Here is a 16,223-nt window from a genome sequence, read left to right as displayed (position 1 = left end):
CGTTCGCAGTCAATGCCTTTTGGAGACAGACAATGAATGACACCATCTACCAGGGAATTGAACAAAATCCGCGCTTTAAGGAGCTAGTGCGCAAACGTGGCCGTTTCGCCTGGCTGCTGTCGTTAATCACGCTGGCGTTATACGTCGGCTTTATCTTACTGATCGCCTTCGCCCCACAGTGGCTGGGCACCCCCATCGCCGCCGGTTCTACCATCACGCGCGGCATCCCCGTCGGCGTTGGATTAATCGTCATCTCTTTTGTCCTGACCGGTATCTACGTGTTCCGTGCCAACGGCGAGTTTGACCGCCTGACGGCAGAGATTCTGCGTGAGGTGAAACAATGAGGTACATACTTGCCATTGCCGCCCTGCTGCTGCCGACGCTGGTGAATGCCGAGGCCATCAGCGGCGAGGTACAACGCCAGCCGTTAAATATGCAGGCCATCGTGATGTTTGTCCTGTTTGTCGGCGCGACGCTGTATATCACTTACTGGGCCTCCAAACGCACCCGCTCCCGCCAGGACTACTATACCGCCGGCGGCCGTATCACCGGCTTTCAAAACGGACTGGCGATCGCCGGCGACTTTATGTCCGCGGCTTCGTTTCTTGGGATTTCCGCGTTGGTGTATACCTCCGGCTACGACGGGCTGATCTATTCCATCGGTTTTCTGATTGGCTGGCCGATTATTCTGTTCCTGATCGCCGAACGGCTGCGTAACCTGGGGCGCTATACCTTTGCCGATGTCGCATCCTACCGGCTGCAGCAAAAACCGATTCGTATGCTATCGGCCTGCGGTTCTCTGGTGGTGGTCGCGCTCTATCTGATCGCCCAGATGGTCGGCGCCGGCAAACTGATCGAGCTGCTGTTCGGGCTGAACTACCACGTCGCGGTGATTCTGGTCGGTATCCTGATGGTATTGTACGTGCTGTTCGGCGGGATGTTGGCCACTACCTGGGTGCAGATAATCAAAGCCGTTCTGCTGCTGGCCGGCGCCAGCTTTATGGCGTTGATGGTGATGAAGTCGGTCAATTTTGACTTCAATACGCTGTTTGCCGAAGCCGTGAAGGTGCATCCGAAGGGGAGCGACATTATGAGCCCCGGCGGGCTGGTCTCTGACCCGATATCGGCTCTCTCACTGGGGCTGGCGTTAATGTTCGGCACCGCCGGCCTGCCGCATATCCTGATGCGTTTCTTTACCGTCAGCGATGCCAAAGAGGCGCGGAAAAGCGTGTTCTATGCCACCGGTTTTATCGGCTACTTCTATATTCTGACCTTTATTATCGGTTTTGGCGCCATCTTGCTGGTCAGCGCTAACCCGGCCTTTAAAGACGCCACCGGCGCACTGCTTGGCGGCACCAACATGGCGGCGGTGCACTTGGCCAATGCGGTTGGCGGTAATTTCTTCCTCGGCTTTATCTCGGCCGTCGCGTTCGCCACCATTCTGGCTGTCGTGGCTGGCCTGACGCTGGCCGGTGCTTCCGCGGTCTCGCACGATCTGTATGCCAGCGTGGTCAAAAACGGCAAGGCGACCGAGAGAGAAGAGCTGCGGGTTTCAAAAATTACCGTGGTGCTGCTGGGGATCGTCGCCATTGGCTTGGGGATCCTGTTCGAGAAGCAAAACATTGCCTTTATGGTCGGGCTGGCCTTCTCCATTGCCGCCAGCTGTAACTTCCCGATAATCATCCTCTCCATGTACTGGTCACGTCTGACAACCCGCGGCGCCATGGTCGGCGGCTGGCTCGGCCTGTTGACCGCGGTGATCCTGATGATTCTGGGGCCGACTATCTGGGTAGAAATTCTGGGCCATGAAAAAGCCATCTACCCCTATGAGTACCCGGCGCTGTTCTCCATGATCGTTGCCTTTATCGGTACCTGGCTGTTCTCAGTCACCGACAGTTCCCTCACCGGTCAGCAGGAGCGTGAACGCTTCCGTTCCCAGTTTGTTCGTTCACAAACCGGGTTGGGGATTTCCCAGGGAAGTTCTCATTAATCGGTAGCATGCAAAGGCCCTGCGGGGCCTTTTTAGTGGCCGATAAGGCCAAGATACGGATGAATAATGCAGAAACGCAAAAAGCCTCATGCTTTCGCATGAGGCTTTCTACTTTATTTGATGCCTGGCAGTGTCCTACTTTACTCGGCTCTTCGAGCCTCGCCCCTGCGGGGCCGCCGCAAGCGGCGTTCAAACGCGCTATCGCGCCTTTGTCGCATGTCATGCTCGAGCAGAACACCTGCCAACAGACAAAACAAAAAGCCCCGCGCTGATGCACGGGGCTTTTTGTTTTATTTGATGCCTGGCAGTGTCCTACTCTCGCATGGGGAGACCCCACACTACCATCGGCGCTACGGCGTTTCACTTCTGAGTTCGGCATGGGGTCAGGTGGGACCACCGCGCTATTGCCGCCAGGCAAATTCTGTTTTATCCCGACCGCTACTCCGTAGCCATCAGAACCAATCTCGGAACTTCGCTGAAAATATCAACCCGTCTCTCTAAAACACCTTCGGTGTTGTAAGGTTAAGCCTCACGGTTCATTAGTACTGGTTAGCTCAATGCATCGCTGCACTTACACACCCAGCCTATCAACGTCTTAGTCTTAAACGTTCCTTCAGGGGACTCAAGGTCCCAGGGAAGACTCATCTTGAGGCAAGTTTCGCGCTTAGATGCTTTCAGCGCTTATCTTTTCCGCACTTAGCTACCGGGCAGTGCCATTGGCATGACAACCCGAACACCAGTGGTGCGTTCACTCCGGTCCTCTCGTACTAGGAGCAACCCCTCTCAATCTTCCAACGCCCACGGCAGATAGGGACCGAACTGTCTCACGACGTTCTAAACCCAGCTCGCGTACCACTTTAAATGGCGAACAGCCATACCCTTGGGACCTACTTCAGCCCCAGGATGTGATGAGCCGACATCGAGGTGCCAAACACCGCCGTCGATATGAACTCTTGGGCGGTATCAGCCTGTTATCCCCGGAGTACCTTTTATCCGTTGAGCGATGGCCCTTCCATTCAGAACCACCGGATCACTAAGACCTGCTTTCGCACCTGCTCGAGCCGTCACTCTCGCAGTCAAGCTAGCTTATGCCTTTGCACTAACCTCACGATGTCCGACCGTGATTAGCTAACCTTCGTGCTCCTCCGTTACTCTTTGGGAGGAGACCGCCCCAGTCAAACTACCCACCAGACACTGTCCTCACCCCAGATTATGGGGCAGAGTTAGAACATCAAACATTAAAGGGTGGTATTTCAAGGATGGCTCCATGCAGACTGGCGTCCACACTTCAAAGCCTCCCACCTATCCTACACATCAAGGCTCAATGTTCAGTGTCAAGCTATAGTAAAGGTTCACGGGGTCTTTCCGTCTTGCCGCGGGTACACTGCATCTTCACAGCGAGTTCAATTTCACTGAGTCTCGGGTGGAGACAGCCTGGCCATCATTACGCCATTCGTGCAGGTCGGAACTTACCCGACAAGGAATTTCGCTACCTTAGGACCGTTATAGTTACGGCCGCCGTTTACCGGGGCTTCGATCAAGAGCTTCTCCTTACGGATAACCCCATCAATTAACCTTCCGGCACCGGGCAGGCGTCACACCGTATACGTCCACTTTCGTGTTTGCACAGTGCTGTGTTTTTATTAAACAGTTGCAGCCAGCTGGTATCTGCGACTGGCTTCAGCTCCATCCGCAAGGGACTTCACCTACGCGCCAGCGTGCCTTCTCCCGAAGTTACGGCACCATTTTGCCTAGTTCCTTCACCCGAGTTCTCTCAAGCGCCTTGGTATTCTCTACCTGACCACCTGTGTCGGTTTGGGGTACGATTTCGTGTTACCTGGAGCTTAGAGGCTTTTCCTGGAAGCTTGGCATCAACTACTTCTGCACCGTAGTGCATCGTCATCACGCCTCAGGGTTAACAAGCGACCGGATTTACCAGGTCACTCCCCCTACACGCTTAAACCGAGACAACCGTCGCTCGGCTAGCCTAGCCTTCTCCGTCCCCCCTTCGCAGTAACACCAAGTACAGGAATATTAACCTGTTTCCCATCGACTACGCTTTTCAGCCTCGCCTTAGGGGTCGACTCACCCTGCCCCGATTAACGTTGGACAGGAACCCTTGGTCTTCCGGCGAGCGGGTTTTTCACCCGCTTTATCGTTACTTATGTCAGCATTCGCACTTCTGATACCTCCAGCAACCCTCGCAGGCCACCTTCAACGGCTTACAGAACGCTCCCCTACCCAACAACGCCTAAGCGTCGCTGCCGCAGCTTCGGTGCATGGTTTAGCCCCGTTACATCTTCCGCGCAGGCCGACTCGACCAGTGAGCTATTACGCTTTCTTTAAATGATGGCTGCTTCTAAGCCAACATCCTGGCTGTCTGTGCCTTCCCACATCGTTTCCCACTTAACCATGACTTTGGGACCTTAGCTGGCGGTCTGGGTTGTTTCCCTCTTCACGACGGACGTTAGCACCCGCCGTGTGTCTCCCGTGATAACATTCTTCGGTATTCGGAGTTTGCATCGGTTTGGTAAGCCGGGATGGCCCCCTAGCCGAAACAGTGCTCTACCCCCGAAGATGAGTTCACGAGGCGCTACCTAAATAGCTTTCGGGGAGAACCAGCTATCTCCCGGTTTGATTGGCCTTTCACCCCCAGCCACAAGTCATCCGCTAATTTTTCAACATTAGTCGGTTCGGTCCTCCAGTTAGTGTTACCCAACCTTCAACCTGCCCATGGCTAGATCACCGGGTTTCGGGTCTATACCTTGCAACTAGACGCCCAGTTAAGACTCGGTTTCCCTACGGCTCCCCTATTCGGTTAACCTTGCTACAAAATATAAGTCGCTGACCCATTATACAAAAGGTACGCAGTCACACCCCGAAGGATGCTCCCACTGCTTGTACGTACACGGTTTCAGGTTCTATTTCACTCCCCTCGCCGGGGTTCTTTTCGCCTTTCCCTCACGGTACTGGTTCACTATCGGTCAGTCAGGAGTATTTAGCCTTGGAGGATGGTCCCCCCATATTCAGACAGGATAACACGTGTCCCGCCCTACTCATCGAACTCACGACCTGTGCATCTTCGTGTACGGGACTATCACCCTTTACTGTGCGACTTTCCAGACGCTTCCACTGACACACAAGCCGATTCAGGTTCTGGGCTGTTCCCCGTTCGCTCGCCGCTACTGGGGGAATCTCGGTTGATTTCTTTTCCTCGGGGTACTTAGATGTTTCAGTTCCCCCGGTTCGCCTCCTGCCACTATGTATTCATGACAGGATAGTGTGTCGAAACACACTGGGTTTCCCCATTCGGGTATCGTCGGTTATAACGGTTCATATCACCTTACCGACGCTTTTCGCAGATTAGCACGCCCTTCATCGCCTCTGACTGCCTAGGCATCCACCGTGTACGCTTAGTCACTTAACCTCACAACCCGAAGATGTTTCACTTCGCGTTGCAAACATTTGAGAGACTCTATGACAGGTTACTCCTTATCCCAAACTTCTACGGAGGGACAAGTTTCAGCCGTCATGTTTCAATTTTCAGCTTGTTCCAGATTGTTAAAGAGCAAATATCTCAAACATGACTCGCAAGTCAGTTTTGAGATATCGTTTGATACCGTCTTTCACCCGATATCAGCAAGTGGCGTCCCCTAGGGGATTCGAACCCCTGTTACCGCCGTGAAAGGGCGGTGTCCTAGGCCTCTAGACGAAGGGGACACTGAATATGTCGGCTTCGCAGACGCTTTGCTCGTTCTTTTCATCAGACAATCTGTGTGGACACTGCACAGTCAGGATATCTTTAGGTAAGGAGGTGATCCAACCGCAGGTTCCCCTACGGTTACCTTGTTACGACTTCACCCCAGTCATGAATCACAAAGTGGTAAGCGCCCTCCCGAAGGTTAAGCTACCTACTTCTTTTGCAACCCACTCCCATGGTGTGACGGGCGGTGTGTACAAGGCCCGGGAACGTATTCACCGTAGCATTCTGATCTACGATTACTAGCGATTCCGACTTCATGGAGTCGAGTTGCAGACTCCAATCCGGACTACGACGTACTTTATGAGGTCCGCTTGCCCTCGCAGGTTCGCTTCTCTTTGTATACGCCATTGTAGCACGTGTGTAGCCCTACTCGTAAGGGCCATGATGACTTGACGTCATCCCCACCTTCCTCCAGTTTATCACTGGCAGTCTCCTTTGAGTTCCCGGCCGAACCGCTGGCAACAAAGGATAAGGGTTGCGCTCGTTGCGGGACTTAACCCAACATTTCACAACACGAGCTGACGACAGCCATGCAGCACCTGTCTCAGAGTTCCCGAAGGCACCAATCCATCTCTGGAAAGTTCTCTGGATGTCAAGAGTAGGTAAGGTTCTTCGCGTTGCATCGAATTAAACCACATGCTCCACCGCTTGTGCGGGCCCCCGTCAATTCATTTGAGTTTTAACCTTGCGGCCGTACTCCCCAGGCGGTCGATTTAACGCGTTAGCTCCGGAAGCCACGCCTCAAGGGCACAACCTCCAAATCGACATCGTTTACGGCGTGGACTACCAGGGTATCTAATCCTGTTTGCTCCCCACGCTTTCGCACCTGAGCGTCAGTCTTCGTCCAGGGGGCCGCCTTCGCCACCGGTATTCCTCCAGATCTCTACGCATTTCACCGCTACACCTGGAATTCTACCCCCCTCTACGAGACTCTAGCTTGCCAGTTTCAAATGCAGTTCCCAAGTTAAGCTCGGGGATTTCACATCTGACTTAACAAACCGCCTGCGTGCGCTTTACGCCCAGTAATTCCGATTAACGCTTGCACCCTCCGTATTACCGCGGCTGCTGGCACGGAGTTAGCCGGTGCTTCTTCTGCGAGTAACGTCAATTGATGAACGTATTAAGTTCACCACCTTCCTCCTCGCTGAAAGTGCTTTACAACCCGAAGGCCTTCTTCACACACGCGGCATGGCTGCATCAGGCTTGCGCCCATTGTGCAATATTCCCCACTGCTGCCTCCCGTAGGAGTCTGGACCGTGTCTCAGTTCCAGTGTGGCTGGTCATCCTCTCAGACCAGCTAGGGATCGTCGCCTAGGTGAGCCATTACCCCACCTACTAGCTAATCCCATCTGGGTTCATCCGATGGTGTGAGGCCCGAAGGTCCCCCACTTTGGTCTTGCGACGTTATGCGGTATTAGCCACCGTTTCCAGTGGTTATCCCCCTCCATCGGGCAGATCCCCAGACATTACTCACCCGTCCGCCGCTCGCCGGCGAGGAAGCAAGCTTCCTCCCGCTGCCGCTCGACTTGCATGTGTTAGGCCTGCCGCCAGCGTTCAATCTGAGCCATGATCAAACTCTTCAATTAAAAGCTTGATTCGCTAAGTTAATAGCTGTTGCTCAAAGATTTACTGCATGAATTTTACTTCAGTTAGTCACTCTTCAAGACTTGATATTTTTTTGCATCCGAAGATGCTGGATATCGTCTTGTGAGTGCCCACACAGATTGTCTGATAAATTGTTAAAGAGCAGTGAGTTACGCGCTTTCGCTTGCTAACTCGAGGTGGCGTATATTACGCTTTCCTCTTTCAGAGTCAACCCGTTTTTTCAGGATTTTTTCTCTTTCGTCTCGGTCGCTGTGTGAAGTGAATCACTTGCGCCGTGTCGATGGAGGCGCATTATAGGGAGTTCCGCGCAGGCCGCAACAGGTATTTTCAGCAAAAACGATCGTTTGCTGCATTCCACAGCAAAAGCCGCCCTTATACCCACTTTTGCACAAACTTATCCACAATCCGTATTTGAACGGAAAATTTACGAGCACCACGCAAACGTTTTCGCTACAATTCCCGGCGATGAAACGATCCCCCTTTATGGGGGCGTTACCTGAATCTGTTCCTGTTCCTCTTTATATAGAGAGTTAAAAGGTAGAGATTCACGTAACGCTCTTTATATTGCGACTCAAAAGCCAAGGGATAAAACCATGCAACAACCTCGTCCAATCCGCCGGGCCCTGCTCAGCGTTTCTGACAAAGCCGGTATCGTTGAATTTGCGCAGGCGCTGTCACAGCGCGGCGTTGAACTCCTGTCTACCGGCGGCACCGCCCGTCTGCTGGCCGATGCCGGCCTGCCTGTCACCGAAGTGTCCGACTACACCGGTTTCCCGGAGATGATGGACGGACGAGTCAAAACCCTGCATCCCAAAGTACACGGCGGCATTCTCGGCCGGCGCGGCCAGGATGACGCCATCATGAGCCAGCATGCGATCCAGCCGATCGATATGGTGGTCGTCAACCTGTATCCTTTCGCCCAGACCGTCGCACGCCCGGATTGCTCGCTGGAAGACGCGGTAGAGAACATCGATATCGGCGGGCCAACCATGGTGCGCTCCGCCGCCAAGAACCATAAAGACGTCGCCATCGTCGTCAAGAGCAGCGACTACGCGGCTATTATTGGCGAGATGGATAACAACGACGGCTCCCTGCTGTACACAACCCGCTTCAATCTGGCGATCAAGGCCTTTGAGCACACTGCCGCCTATGACAGCATGATCGCCAACTACTTCGGCACGCTGGTGCCGGCTTACCACGGCGATACCGAACAGCCTGCCGGCCGCTTCCCGCGCACCCTGAACCTGAACTACGTGAAAAAGCAGGATATGCGCTACGGGGAAAACAGCCACCAGCAGGCCGCCTTCTATATAGAAGAGAACCTGCAGGAAGCCTCCGTCGCCACGGCGCAGCAGCTGCAGGGTAAAGCGCTCTCTTACAACAACATCGCGGATACCGACGCCGCGCTGGAGTGTGTGAAAGAGTTCGCCGAGCCGGCCTGCGTGATCGTCAAACATGCCAACCCATGCGGCGTGGCGATTGGCGACGACATTCTGGCCGCCTACGAGCGCGCTTATAAAACCGACCCGACCTCCGCATTCGGCGGCATCATCGCCTTTAACCGCGAGCTGGACGCCGCCGCTGCGCAGGCGATTATCAGCCGCCAGTTCGTGGAAGTGATTATCGCGCCAAGCGTCAGTGAAGAAGCACGCAGCCTGTTGGCCGCCAAACAGAACGTGCGCGTACTGGCTTGCGGGCAGTGGCAGCAGCGCGTTGCCGGCCTGGACTTCAAACGCGTTAACGGCGGCCTGCTGGTGCAGGATCGCGATTTAGGCATGGTGAGCACCGATGACCTGCGCGTCGTCACCGAACGCCAGCCAAGTGAGCAGGAGCTGCGCGACGCGCTGTTCTGCTGGAAAGTGGCCAAGTTCGTGAAGTCCAACGCCATTGTCTATGCGCGCGACAATATGACCATCGGCATCGGCGCCGGCCAGATGAGCCGCGTTTACTCCGCCAAAATCGCCGGTATCAAGGCGGGTGATGAAGGGTTGGAAGTGAAAGGGTCCGCGATGGCGTCTGACGCCTTCTTCCCGTTCCGCGACGGTATTGATGCCGCAGCGGCAGTGGGCATCACCTGCGTGATCCAGCCGGGCGGCTCCATCCGCGACGACGAAGTCATCGCCGCCGCCAACGAGCACGGCATCGCCATGATCTTCACCGACATGCGCCATTTCCGCCATTAATCCCCTGTTATTGCGTGCGCCGCGTGGCGCACGTCGTTTTTTGTGGAGCACCTGATGAATATTTTAGTGATCGGTAACGGCGGGCGTGAACACGCGCTGGCCTGGAAAGCCGCCCAGTCGCCGCTGGCTGATAAAGTCTACGTCGCCCCCGGCAATGCCGGCACCGCGCTGGAAAGCAACCTGGAAAACGTTGCCATCTCCGCCACCGACATCCCGGCGTTGCTCGCCTTTGCCCAGAGCCACGACATCGGTCTGACCATCGTCGGGCCGGAAGCACCGCTGGTCATCGGCGTAGTGGACGCCTTCCAGGCCGCCGGCCTGAAAATCTTTGGCCCGTCGCAGGCCGCCGCCCAGTTGGAAGGCTCCAAGGCATTCACCAAAGATTTCCTCGCCCGCCATCAGATCCCGACGGCGGAGTACCAAAACTTTACCGACGTAGATGCGGCGCTGGACTACGTGCGCGGCAAAGGCGCGCCGATTGTAATTAAGGCCGACGGCCTGGCAGCGGGTAAAGGGGTGATCGTCGCCATGACGCTGCAACAGGCGGAAGACGCCGTGCGCGATATGCTGGCGGGCAACGCCTTTGGCGACGCCGGCCACCGTATTGTGGTGGAAGAGTTCCTGGACGGCGAAGAAGCCAGCTTTATCGTGATGGTGGATGGCGAGCACGTGGTGCCGATGGCCACCAGCCAGGATCACAAACGCGTCGGCGACGGCGATACCGGCCCGAACACCGGCGGCATGGGCGCTTACTCGCCGGCGCCGGTGGTTACCGACGAGATCCACCAGCGGGTGATGGACCAGGTGATCTGGCCGACGGTGCGCGGGATGGCGGCGGAAGGCAATACCTACGTCGGTTTCCTGTACGCCGGCCTGATGATCTCCAGCGAAGGTCAGCCAAAAGTGATCGAGTTCAACTGCCGCTTTGGCGACCCGGAAACCCAGCCGATCATGCTGCGCCTGCGCTCCGATCTGGTGGCGCTGTGCCTGGCCGGCGCCGAAGGCACGCTGGACCAACAGACTTCCGAGTGGGATGAGCGCCCTGCCCTTGGGGTGGTGCTGGCGGCCGGCGGCTATCCTGGCGACTACCGCACCGGCGATGTCATCCACGGCCTGCCGCAGCAGGAAAGCGCCGACGGTAAGGTATTCCATGCCGGCACGCAGCTGAAAGACGGCGACGTGGTGACCAGCGGCGGACGCGTACTGTGTGTGACGGCGCTGGGTGAGACGGTGGCGCAAGCACAGCAACGCGCTTACCAACTGGCGACGGATATTGCATGGCAGGACAGCTTCTGCCGGAAAGATATCGGTTATCGCGCGATCGCGCGCGGCAAGTAAATCACGCGCCATGGCAGGGCGCGCTCGCCGCGTCCTGTCCCTTCTCTTACAGCGCGTCTTCCTGCGGTTCCCAGGTACAGAAGTCTTCGTTCGCCACCAGCAGCAGCTGACGCCCTTCCGGCGCCTCCAGCCAGGCCACGCTGACCGCGCCTGCGCTGTTACTTGCCCGACGTTCAATCCACGCCGTTGCGCTGTCGCCCAGCTCCGGGTCGCGCCACTGTCCGGCGCAGGTTTTCACTCTGCCCTGTTGCCAGCGCCCCTGCTGCAGGATCACTTTGCCGGCCCGCAGCGTATCGCTTAACTCGAGTACGCGGCGCGCCTGATATTGATAACGGGCGATGTCGTCCGCAGACAGCGGTTCACGCCGCGTCGCCAGCTGGCGCTGCATAAAGCTGACCGTGCCGTCATCGGTAAAACGCAGTTGAATGGAGTCGCGGTCGCCATCGGCGTCGGTACGCTTGATTTGCCTCAGCGCGCCGTGCTGATAGTCATAGCGGGTTGTCACGGTGCCAACGCCGCGGTAGGGGCTGTATACGGTCACCAGCACCGCCGGACGCTGTTGTTCGTCATCTTTACGCCACAGGCGAATCACGCCCTGATCGGCCACATAGCCGCTGGCGGTAAAGGCGGGAGGGGTATGATGCCAACTGCAGGCGCTCAGAGCGCTGGCAATGCCAATGGCCGCCAGCGCCCTGCGCATAAACAAAAGGGGCTTCAAAGCCCCCCTGTTTAATCTTTTCACCAACACGCGGTCTTATTTAACTGCGTCTTTCAGTGCTTTGCCAGAAACGAACGCTGGTACGTTAGCCGCTGCAATTTTGATTTCTTTGCCAGTCTGTGGGTTGCGACCAGTGCGCTCTGCACGATGGTTTACTTTGAAAGTACCGAAACCAACCAATTGTACCGCATCACCGTCTTTCAGAGACTCAGTAATAGCAGCCAGGGTAGATTCCAGAGCCAGTTTAGCTTGTGCTTTGGAAAGGTCAGCCTTGTCCGCGATTACATCAATCAGTTGAGTCTTGTTCATAAGTTATCCTTACAGTGTGTTTATCGTTTGCAAAGCATCGAGTGCGACGGATATGCCGATTGACAGCACTCTCCTGCATACACGCACCGATAGCCACTTTTTTTACGCCCCCCAAATGTAGACCAGACAGGGTGCGGATGTGAAGCCTTAAGGCATGACAAATCAGGCGTTAAATCACGTTTTCTTGCCTTATTGCGCTAAATTTATCCCAATATTACTCACGCCAGCCTCACGAAGGTCTGCGCGCAGCCCTTTAATCAGGTCTAAATCGCGCTCTTCGCAGGCTGCCAGCAGGCGGAAAATTTCCCACTGGATGTCCCATTCTTCCTCAACCGCCGGCAGAACTTTCAGTTCTTCATCGGTCATTTCTTTCCCGGCCTGGGTCATTTCCAACATCGCCACGGTGCGAATTGATGTTTCGCTGATGGCGATGGCGTGCTCCAGCGTCTCCCCGCTGAGGCGCGAATGGATCAGTTCCCCTAATGCGATACACGCATCAATTGCCGGGTAAACGCCGTAAAGATCGTAATCTTCCGCCGTCGGTATCGCTTCCTCCAACTTCTCGAGCTGGCTGTCGAAGTTGACCTTGGCGTCTTTCACTACCAGCGTTTCCCAGACCAAGTCCAGGATTCGACGATACACCTGCGGGTCACCAAACTCGGTTTGCAGGCAGAACATCTGGTAATTCGGATACATACGCTCGCACAGACTAGCCATAAAGGTCAAATGTTGCCAGCTTTCAAGCTTTTCCAAGCGTAAATGAATTGGGTTACGGAGCATTATTTTATCTCACTCGCTGAGTCTGCGGCGCAGTGTAACCTAAAACGCGCATGGCGACACCTCCGGATGCGCAGCCAGCCAGCGTTGGAAGGCCGGCCGGCGCGAAGCAATGGCGTCCGCCCAGCGCGTCGGTTCGGGTAAACGGTAGCCCGCCATGCAGCGCTGCACCCAGGCCAGTGCGCCGTCGGCGCTGACGCGGTGCCCGGTGGCGATAAACAGCGGGTTGCAGCGCGCCTTGCTGCGCCATACCCAGCCCAGCTGTTCGCCCTTGTCCATCAGCGCGCTTTTGGCGCCGACCTCGGCGCTCAAAGGCTCAAACTTGCCGCACAGGCGCTTTTTCGCCACGCCGATGGTCGGCACGTCAACCAACAGGCCAAAGTGGCTGGCTACGCCGAGGCGGCGCGGATGCGAAATACCGTGGCCGTCGACAAAGATCAGATCGGGCTTCTGCCGCAGCTGTTCCCAGGCTGCCAGCAGCGCCGGGTATTCGCGAAACGAGAGAAAGCCGGGAATGTACGGCATGGTGGTGGCGATACGCGCCACCTGGTACTCCACCAGCGCCAGCGACGGGTAGCGCAAAATCGCGATAGCGGCGCGCGTTACTGCGCCTTCCTGTTCGAACCCCACGTCGCAGCCGGCGATAAAGGCCGGCGGGTCAACCGCCAGCCGATCCTGGCGAATCACCTCGGCGGCGCGCTGTAACTGCTCGGCGCGCAGCGTCTGGGTATCAATCATGGCAACAACTCCTTGTATGCGCTTTCGCTGAGGCGCGTTCGGGATCAGCGATGATATTTGGCCGACAGCGCGTGCACCGCCTCGACAAAGACGCCGGCGTTTTCCGGCGGCACGTCCAGATGAATGCCATGGCCCAGGTTAAACACATGCCCTTCGCCGTGGCCGAAGCCGGACAGAATGGTTTCCACCTCCTGCTCAATACGCTGCGGCGCGGCGTACAGCATTGACGGATCCATATTGCCCTGCAGCGCCACCCGGTCGCCGACCCGACGGCGCGCATCGGCGATATCGGTGGTCCAGTCCAGGCCCAGCGCATCGCAGCCGGTCGCCGCCATGGCTTCCAGCCACTGGCCGCCGCCCTTGGTGAACAGCGTCACCGGCACGCGGCGGCCGTCCTGTTCACGCTGCAGGCCGTCGACGATTTTATGCATATAGTTCAGTGAGAATTCGCGGTAATCACGGCCGGTCAGCACGCCGCCCCAGGTGTCGAACACCATGACCGACTGCGCGCCCGCGCGGATTTGCGCGTTCAGATACATAATCACGCTGTCCGCCAGCTTGTCCAGCAGCAGGTGCAGGGTCTGCGGCTCGGCGTACATCATCTTTTTCAGCTTGGTGAACGCCTTGCTGCTGCCGCCCTCAACCATATAGGTCGCCAGCGTCCACGGGCTGCCGGAGAAGCCGATCAGCGGCACCTGGCCTTTCAGCTCGCGGCGGATGGTGCGCACCGCATTCATCACGTAACCCAGCTCGACTTCCGGGTCGAACAGCGGCAGCTTTTCCACGTCGGCGCGGCAGGTAATCGGCGATGAGAAACGCGGCCCTTCGCCGGTTTCGAAATAGAGCCCCAGCCCCATGGCATCGGGAATGGTCAGAATGTCGGAAAACAGGATAGCGGCATCCAGCGCATAGCGGCGCAGCGGCTGCAGCGTGACCTCGCAGGCCAGTTCGGCGTTCTTGCACAGCGACATAAAATCGCCGGCCTGCGCCCGCGTGGCCTTATACTCCGGCAAATAACGACCGGCCTGGCGCATCATCCATACGGGGGTGACATCCACCGGCTGGCGCAGCAGCGCACGCAGGTAACGATCGTTCTTTAACTCAGTCATTATTGGCTCCCTTAATTCAGCTGGCGCTATTGTATACCCAAAAGAATGGGCGTTGTACCAAAGCGCCAACGCCGGCAGTCCATCATGCGTCCCGGCACAGCACCACGGTGTCTTCAATCAGGCGCCGCGCCACGGTGCCCGGCGGCGGCAACTGGGGCAGCCTATCGTAGCGATACCAGCCGGCATTCAGCAGCTCCTGCGGATCGTGACGCAGTTCACCGCGGTGATAATCCGCCATAAAGGCCATCATCAGCGACTGCGGGAACGGCCAGGGCTGGGAGGAGACATAACGCAGGTTTTTGATTTCAATATTACTCTCCTCCATCACCTCGCGCGCCACCGCCTGCTCCAACGTTTCCCCCACCTCGACGAAACCGGCCAGCACCGTATGGATACCGCCGCGGTGACGCACGTGCTGCGCCAGCAGAATTTCGTCATCGCGACGGATGGCGACGATCACGCAGGGGGCGATTTGCGGGTAATAGCGTTCACGGCAATGGTCGCACAGGCAGGCGTTCTCAGTTCGGCTCAGGTGCATCTTATGGCCGCAGTAGCCGCAAAACTGGTGCGAGCGATAAAACTCGGCCAGTTGCACGCCGCGCCCGGCCAGTTGAAACAGCGCGCGGTCCAGGTCCAGCAGCTGGCGCACCGAGCCCATCTCCTGCGGCATGGCGCGGCGCACCAGCCAAACCGGCGCCCCTTGCCACTCGCCAATTTGCCGCGCCGCTTCACCGCGCAGACCCCATTGTTCAGCAGCACCAAACGGCAGTTCACCGTTTGGTAACCAAAGTTTGTTTTCATGGCTGACGATCCACCAGCCCTTTTCGTTACCCGTTAATGCAAGTTCCATATCGTTGTTGCACAACCTCAGCTTCACTGGCAATCTAGAAATCGGTACCGTTACATTTCCATAACTTACCGTTACTTTTTCTTACTTACGGAGTCAACAATGCTCAACCACTTGGAAAGCCTGACTCAGCGCGTTGGTGGTAGTAATGAATTAGTTGATCAATGGCTTGAGGCGCGTAAGCAGTTGCTGGTTGCTTACTGCACGCTCGTCGGCATCAAGCCGAATAAAGAAAAGCATACGCCGCTTAATGCAAAAGCGCTGGAGAACTTTTGCCATAATCTGGTGGATTATCTCTCCGCAGGGCATTTTCATATCTATGACCGAGTCATCAAGCAGGTAGAGGGCGCCCGTAGTCCGAAAATGACCCTCGCCACGCAAATTTATCCCAAGCTGTGGATCAATACCGAACAGGTGATGGCGTTCCACGATCGCTATGCCGACACCGAGATCGATCAGGATCTCTGTCTGGCGTTTCATCAGGCGCTGTCAGACATCGGCGAAACCCTGGCCGCCCGCTTCGCGCTGGAAGATCGCCTGATCCAGCTGCTCACCGAAACCTGGCAGCCCGACCAACCGGAAGCGGAAAAAGGCAACCTGGTCCAATAGCTTTCCCTTGCAGCAAACAATAATGCCCTTCTATACTGGGGGCTCTTGTCGGAGTGCCTAGCGCCAGACTTGTTATCAAGTCGGCCAGGCTGAGACCGTTAATTCGGGATCCGCGGAACCTGATCGGGCTAATACCCGCGAAGGGAACAAGAGTAATCTATCGCCACCGGCAGAGCCATAACCCGCGTCTGCCGATCGGCCAGCATCGTTACTCCCTCCGAGCTCCAGACAAGCAAT

Annotated in this window: 11 protein-coding genes, 1 tRNA gene, 3 rRNA genes and 1 riboswitch; of the genes, 5 read left to right on the top strand and 10 right to left on the bottom strand. The window is 56.6% G+C overall.

Translation table 11 applies throughout. From position 1 onward, the window contains the following. The first annotated feature begins 32 nt into the window (after window positions 1-32). The gene (locus I6G83_RS08490; protein WP_015344244.1) at window positions 33-344 is read left to right on the top strand and encodes a DUF485 domain-containing protein; all 312 of its coding nucleotides are present in this window, start codon (window positions 33-35) and stop codon (window positions 342-344) included. Continuing rightward, the gene (gene actP, locus I6G83_RS08485) at window positions 341-1,990 is read left to right on the top strand and encodes a cation/acetate symporter ActP (protein ID WP_054307537.1); all 1,650 of its coding nucleotides are present in this window, start codon (window positions 341-343) and stop codon (window positions 1,988-1,990) included. Before I6G83_RS08490 ends, actP begins: the two co-directional genes overlap by 4 nt. 299 nt (window positions 1,991-2,289) lie before the next feature. On the opposite strand, the gene rrf is transcribed toward actP, so the two are convergent. From rrf to I6G83_RS08465, 4 genes are all read right to left on the bottom strand, one after another. Next, a 5S ribosomal RNA gene (rrf, locus tag I6G83_RS08480) occupies window positions 2,290-2,405 on the bottom strand. Between the two features lie 103 nt (window positions 2,406-2,508). After that, window positions 2,509-5,417: ribosomal RNA gene (locus I6G83_RS08475) — 23S ribosomal RNA — on the bottom strand. A 217-nt stretch (window positions 5,418-5,634) separates the two neighbouring features. Beyond that, a tRNA-Glu gene (locus I6G83_RS08470) sits at window positions 5,635-5,710 on the bottom strand. An 87-nt stretch (window positions 5,711-5,797) separates the two neighbouring features. After that, a 16S ribosomal RNA gene (locus I6G83_RS08465) occupies window positions 5,798-7,339 on the bottom strand. Together the 16S, 23S and 5S rRNA genes with 1 tRNA gene alongside form the textbook arrangement of a ribosomal RNA operon. Window positions 7,340-7,951: 612 nt before the next feature. Here I6G83_RS08465 and purH point away from each other — a divergent pair. Next, window positions 7,952-9,541 (top strand): bifunctional phosphoribosylaminoimidazolecarboxamide formyltransferase/IMP cyclohydrolase, encoded by a 1,590-nt coding sequence (gene purH, locus I6G83_RS08460; protein ID WP_152972223.1) that lies wholly within the window; start codon window positions 7,952-7,954, stop codon window positions 9,539-9,541. Between the two features lie 54 nt (window positions 9,542-9,595). After that, window positions 9,596-10,879, top strand: coding sequence for a phosphoribosylamine--glycine ligase (gene purD, locus I6G83_RS08455; RefSeq protein WP_054307174.1), 1,284 nt, complete (start codon window positions 9,596-9,598; stop codon window positions 10,877-10,879). A gap of 46 nt (window positions 10,880-10,925) precedes the next feature. On the opposite strand, the gene I6G83_RS08450 is transcribed toward purD, so the two are convergent. From I6G83_RS08450 to nudC, 6 genes are all read right to left on the bottom strand, one after another. Further along, the gene (locus I6G83_RS08450; RefSeq protein WP_041411957.1) at window positions 10,926-11,579 is read right to left on the bottom strand and encodes a DUF1481 domain-containing protein; all 654 of its coding nucleotides are present in this window, start codon (window positions 11,577-11,579) and stop codon (window positions 10,926-10,928) included. 54 nt (window positions 11,580-11,633) lie between these two features. Next, window positions 11,634-11,906 carry a nucleoid-associated protein HU-alpha gene (gene hupA, locus I6G83_RS08445; protein ID WP_015344239.1) on the bottom strand — a complete coding sequence of 91 codons (273 nt, stop codon included), beginning with the start codon at window positions 11,904-11,906 and terminating at the stop codon, window positions 11,634-11,636. A gap of 189 nt (window positions 11,907-12,095) precedes the next feature. Next, window positions 12,096-12,686, bottom strand: a complete 591-nt coding sequence (locus tag I6G83_RS08440; protein ID WP_054307175.1) for a YjaG family protein — start codon at window positions 12,684-12,686, stop codon at window positions 12,096-12,098. 39 nt (window positions 12,687-12,725) lie between these two features. Then, complete coding sequence (gene nfi / locus I6G83_RS08435; RefSeq protein WP_102024996.1) at window positions 12,726-13,418, bottom strand: deoxyribonuclease V; 693 nt, start codon at window positions 13,416-13,418, stop codon at window positions 12,726-12,728. Between the two features lie 47 nt (window positions 13,419-13,465). Next, the gene (gene hemE, locus I6G83_RS08430) at window positions 13,466-14,530 is read right to left on the bottom strand and encodes a uroporphyrinogen decarboxylase (protein WP_015344236.1); all 1,065 of its coding nucleotides are present in this window, start codon (window positions 14,528-14,530) and stop codon (window positions 13,466-13,468) included. Between the two features lie 82 nt (window positions 14,531-14,612). After that, the gene (gene nudC, locus I6G83_RS08425; protein WP_054307182.1) at window positions 14,613-15,380 is read right to left on the bottom strand and encodes an NAD(+) diphosphatase; all 768 of its coding nucleotides are present in this window, start codon (window positions 15,378-15,380) and stop codon (window positions 14,613-14,615) included. Window positions 15,381-15,479: 99 nt separating this feature from the next. Here nudC and I6G83_RS08420 point away from each other — a divergent pair, with 99 nt between their 5' ends. Further along, entirely contained in the window at window positions 15,480-15,986 is a 507-nt protein-coding gene (locus I6G83_RS08420; protein ID WP_054307176.1) for an Rsd/AlgQ family anti-sigma factor, read from the top strand. Between the two features lie 39 nt (window positions 15,987-16,025). Continuing rightward, a riboswitch (TPP riboswitch) is annotated at window positions 16,026-16,149 on the top strand. Window positions 16,150-16,223: the final 74 nt, after the last annotated feature.

Origin of the sequence: Serratia rubidaea (genome assembly GCF_016026735.1) — a bacterium.
Classification (GTDB): domain Bacteria; phylum Pseudomonadota; class Gammaproteobacteria; order Enterobacterales; family Enterobacteriaceae; genus Serratia_B; species Serratia_B rubidaea.
Note: the sequence above shows the minus strand (reverse complement) of the source record. Positions and strands in the feature narration are given on the sequence as shown.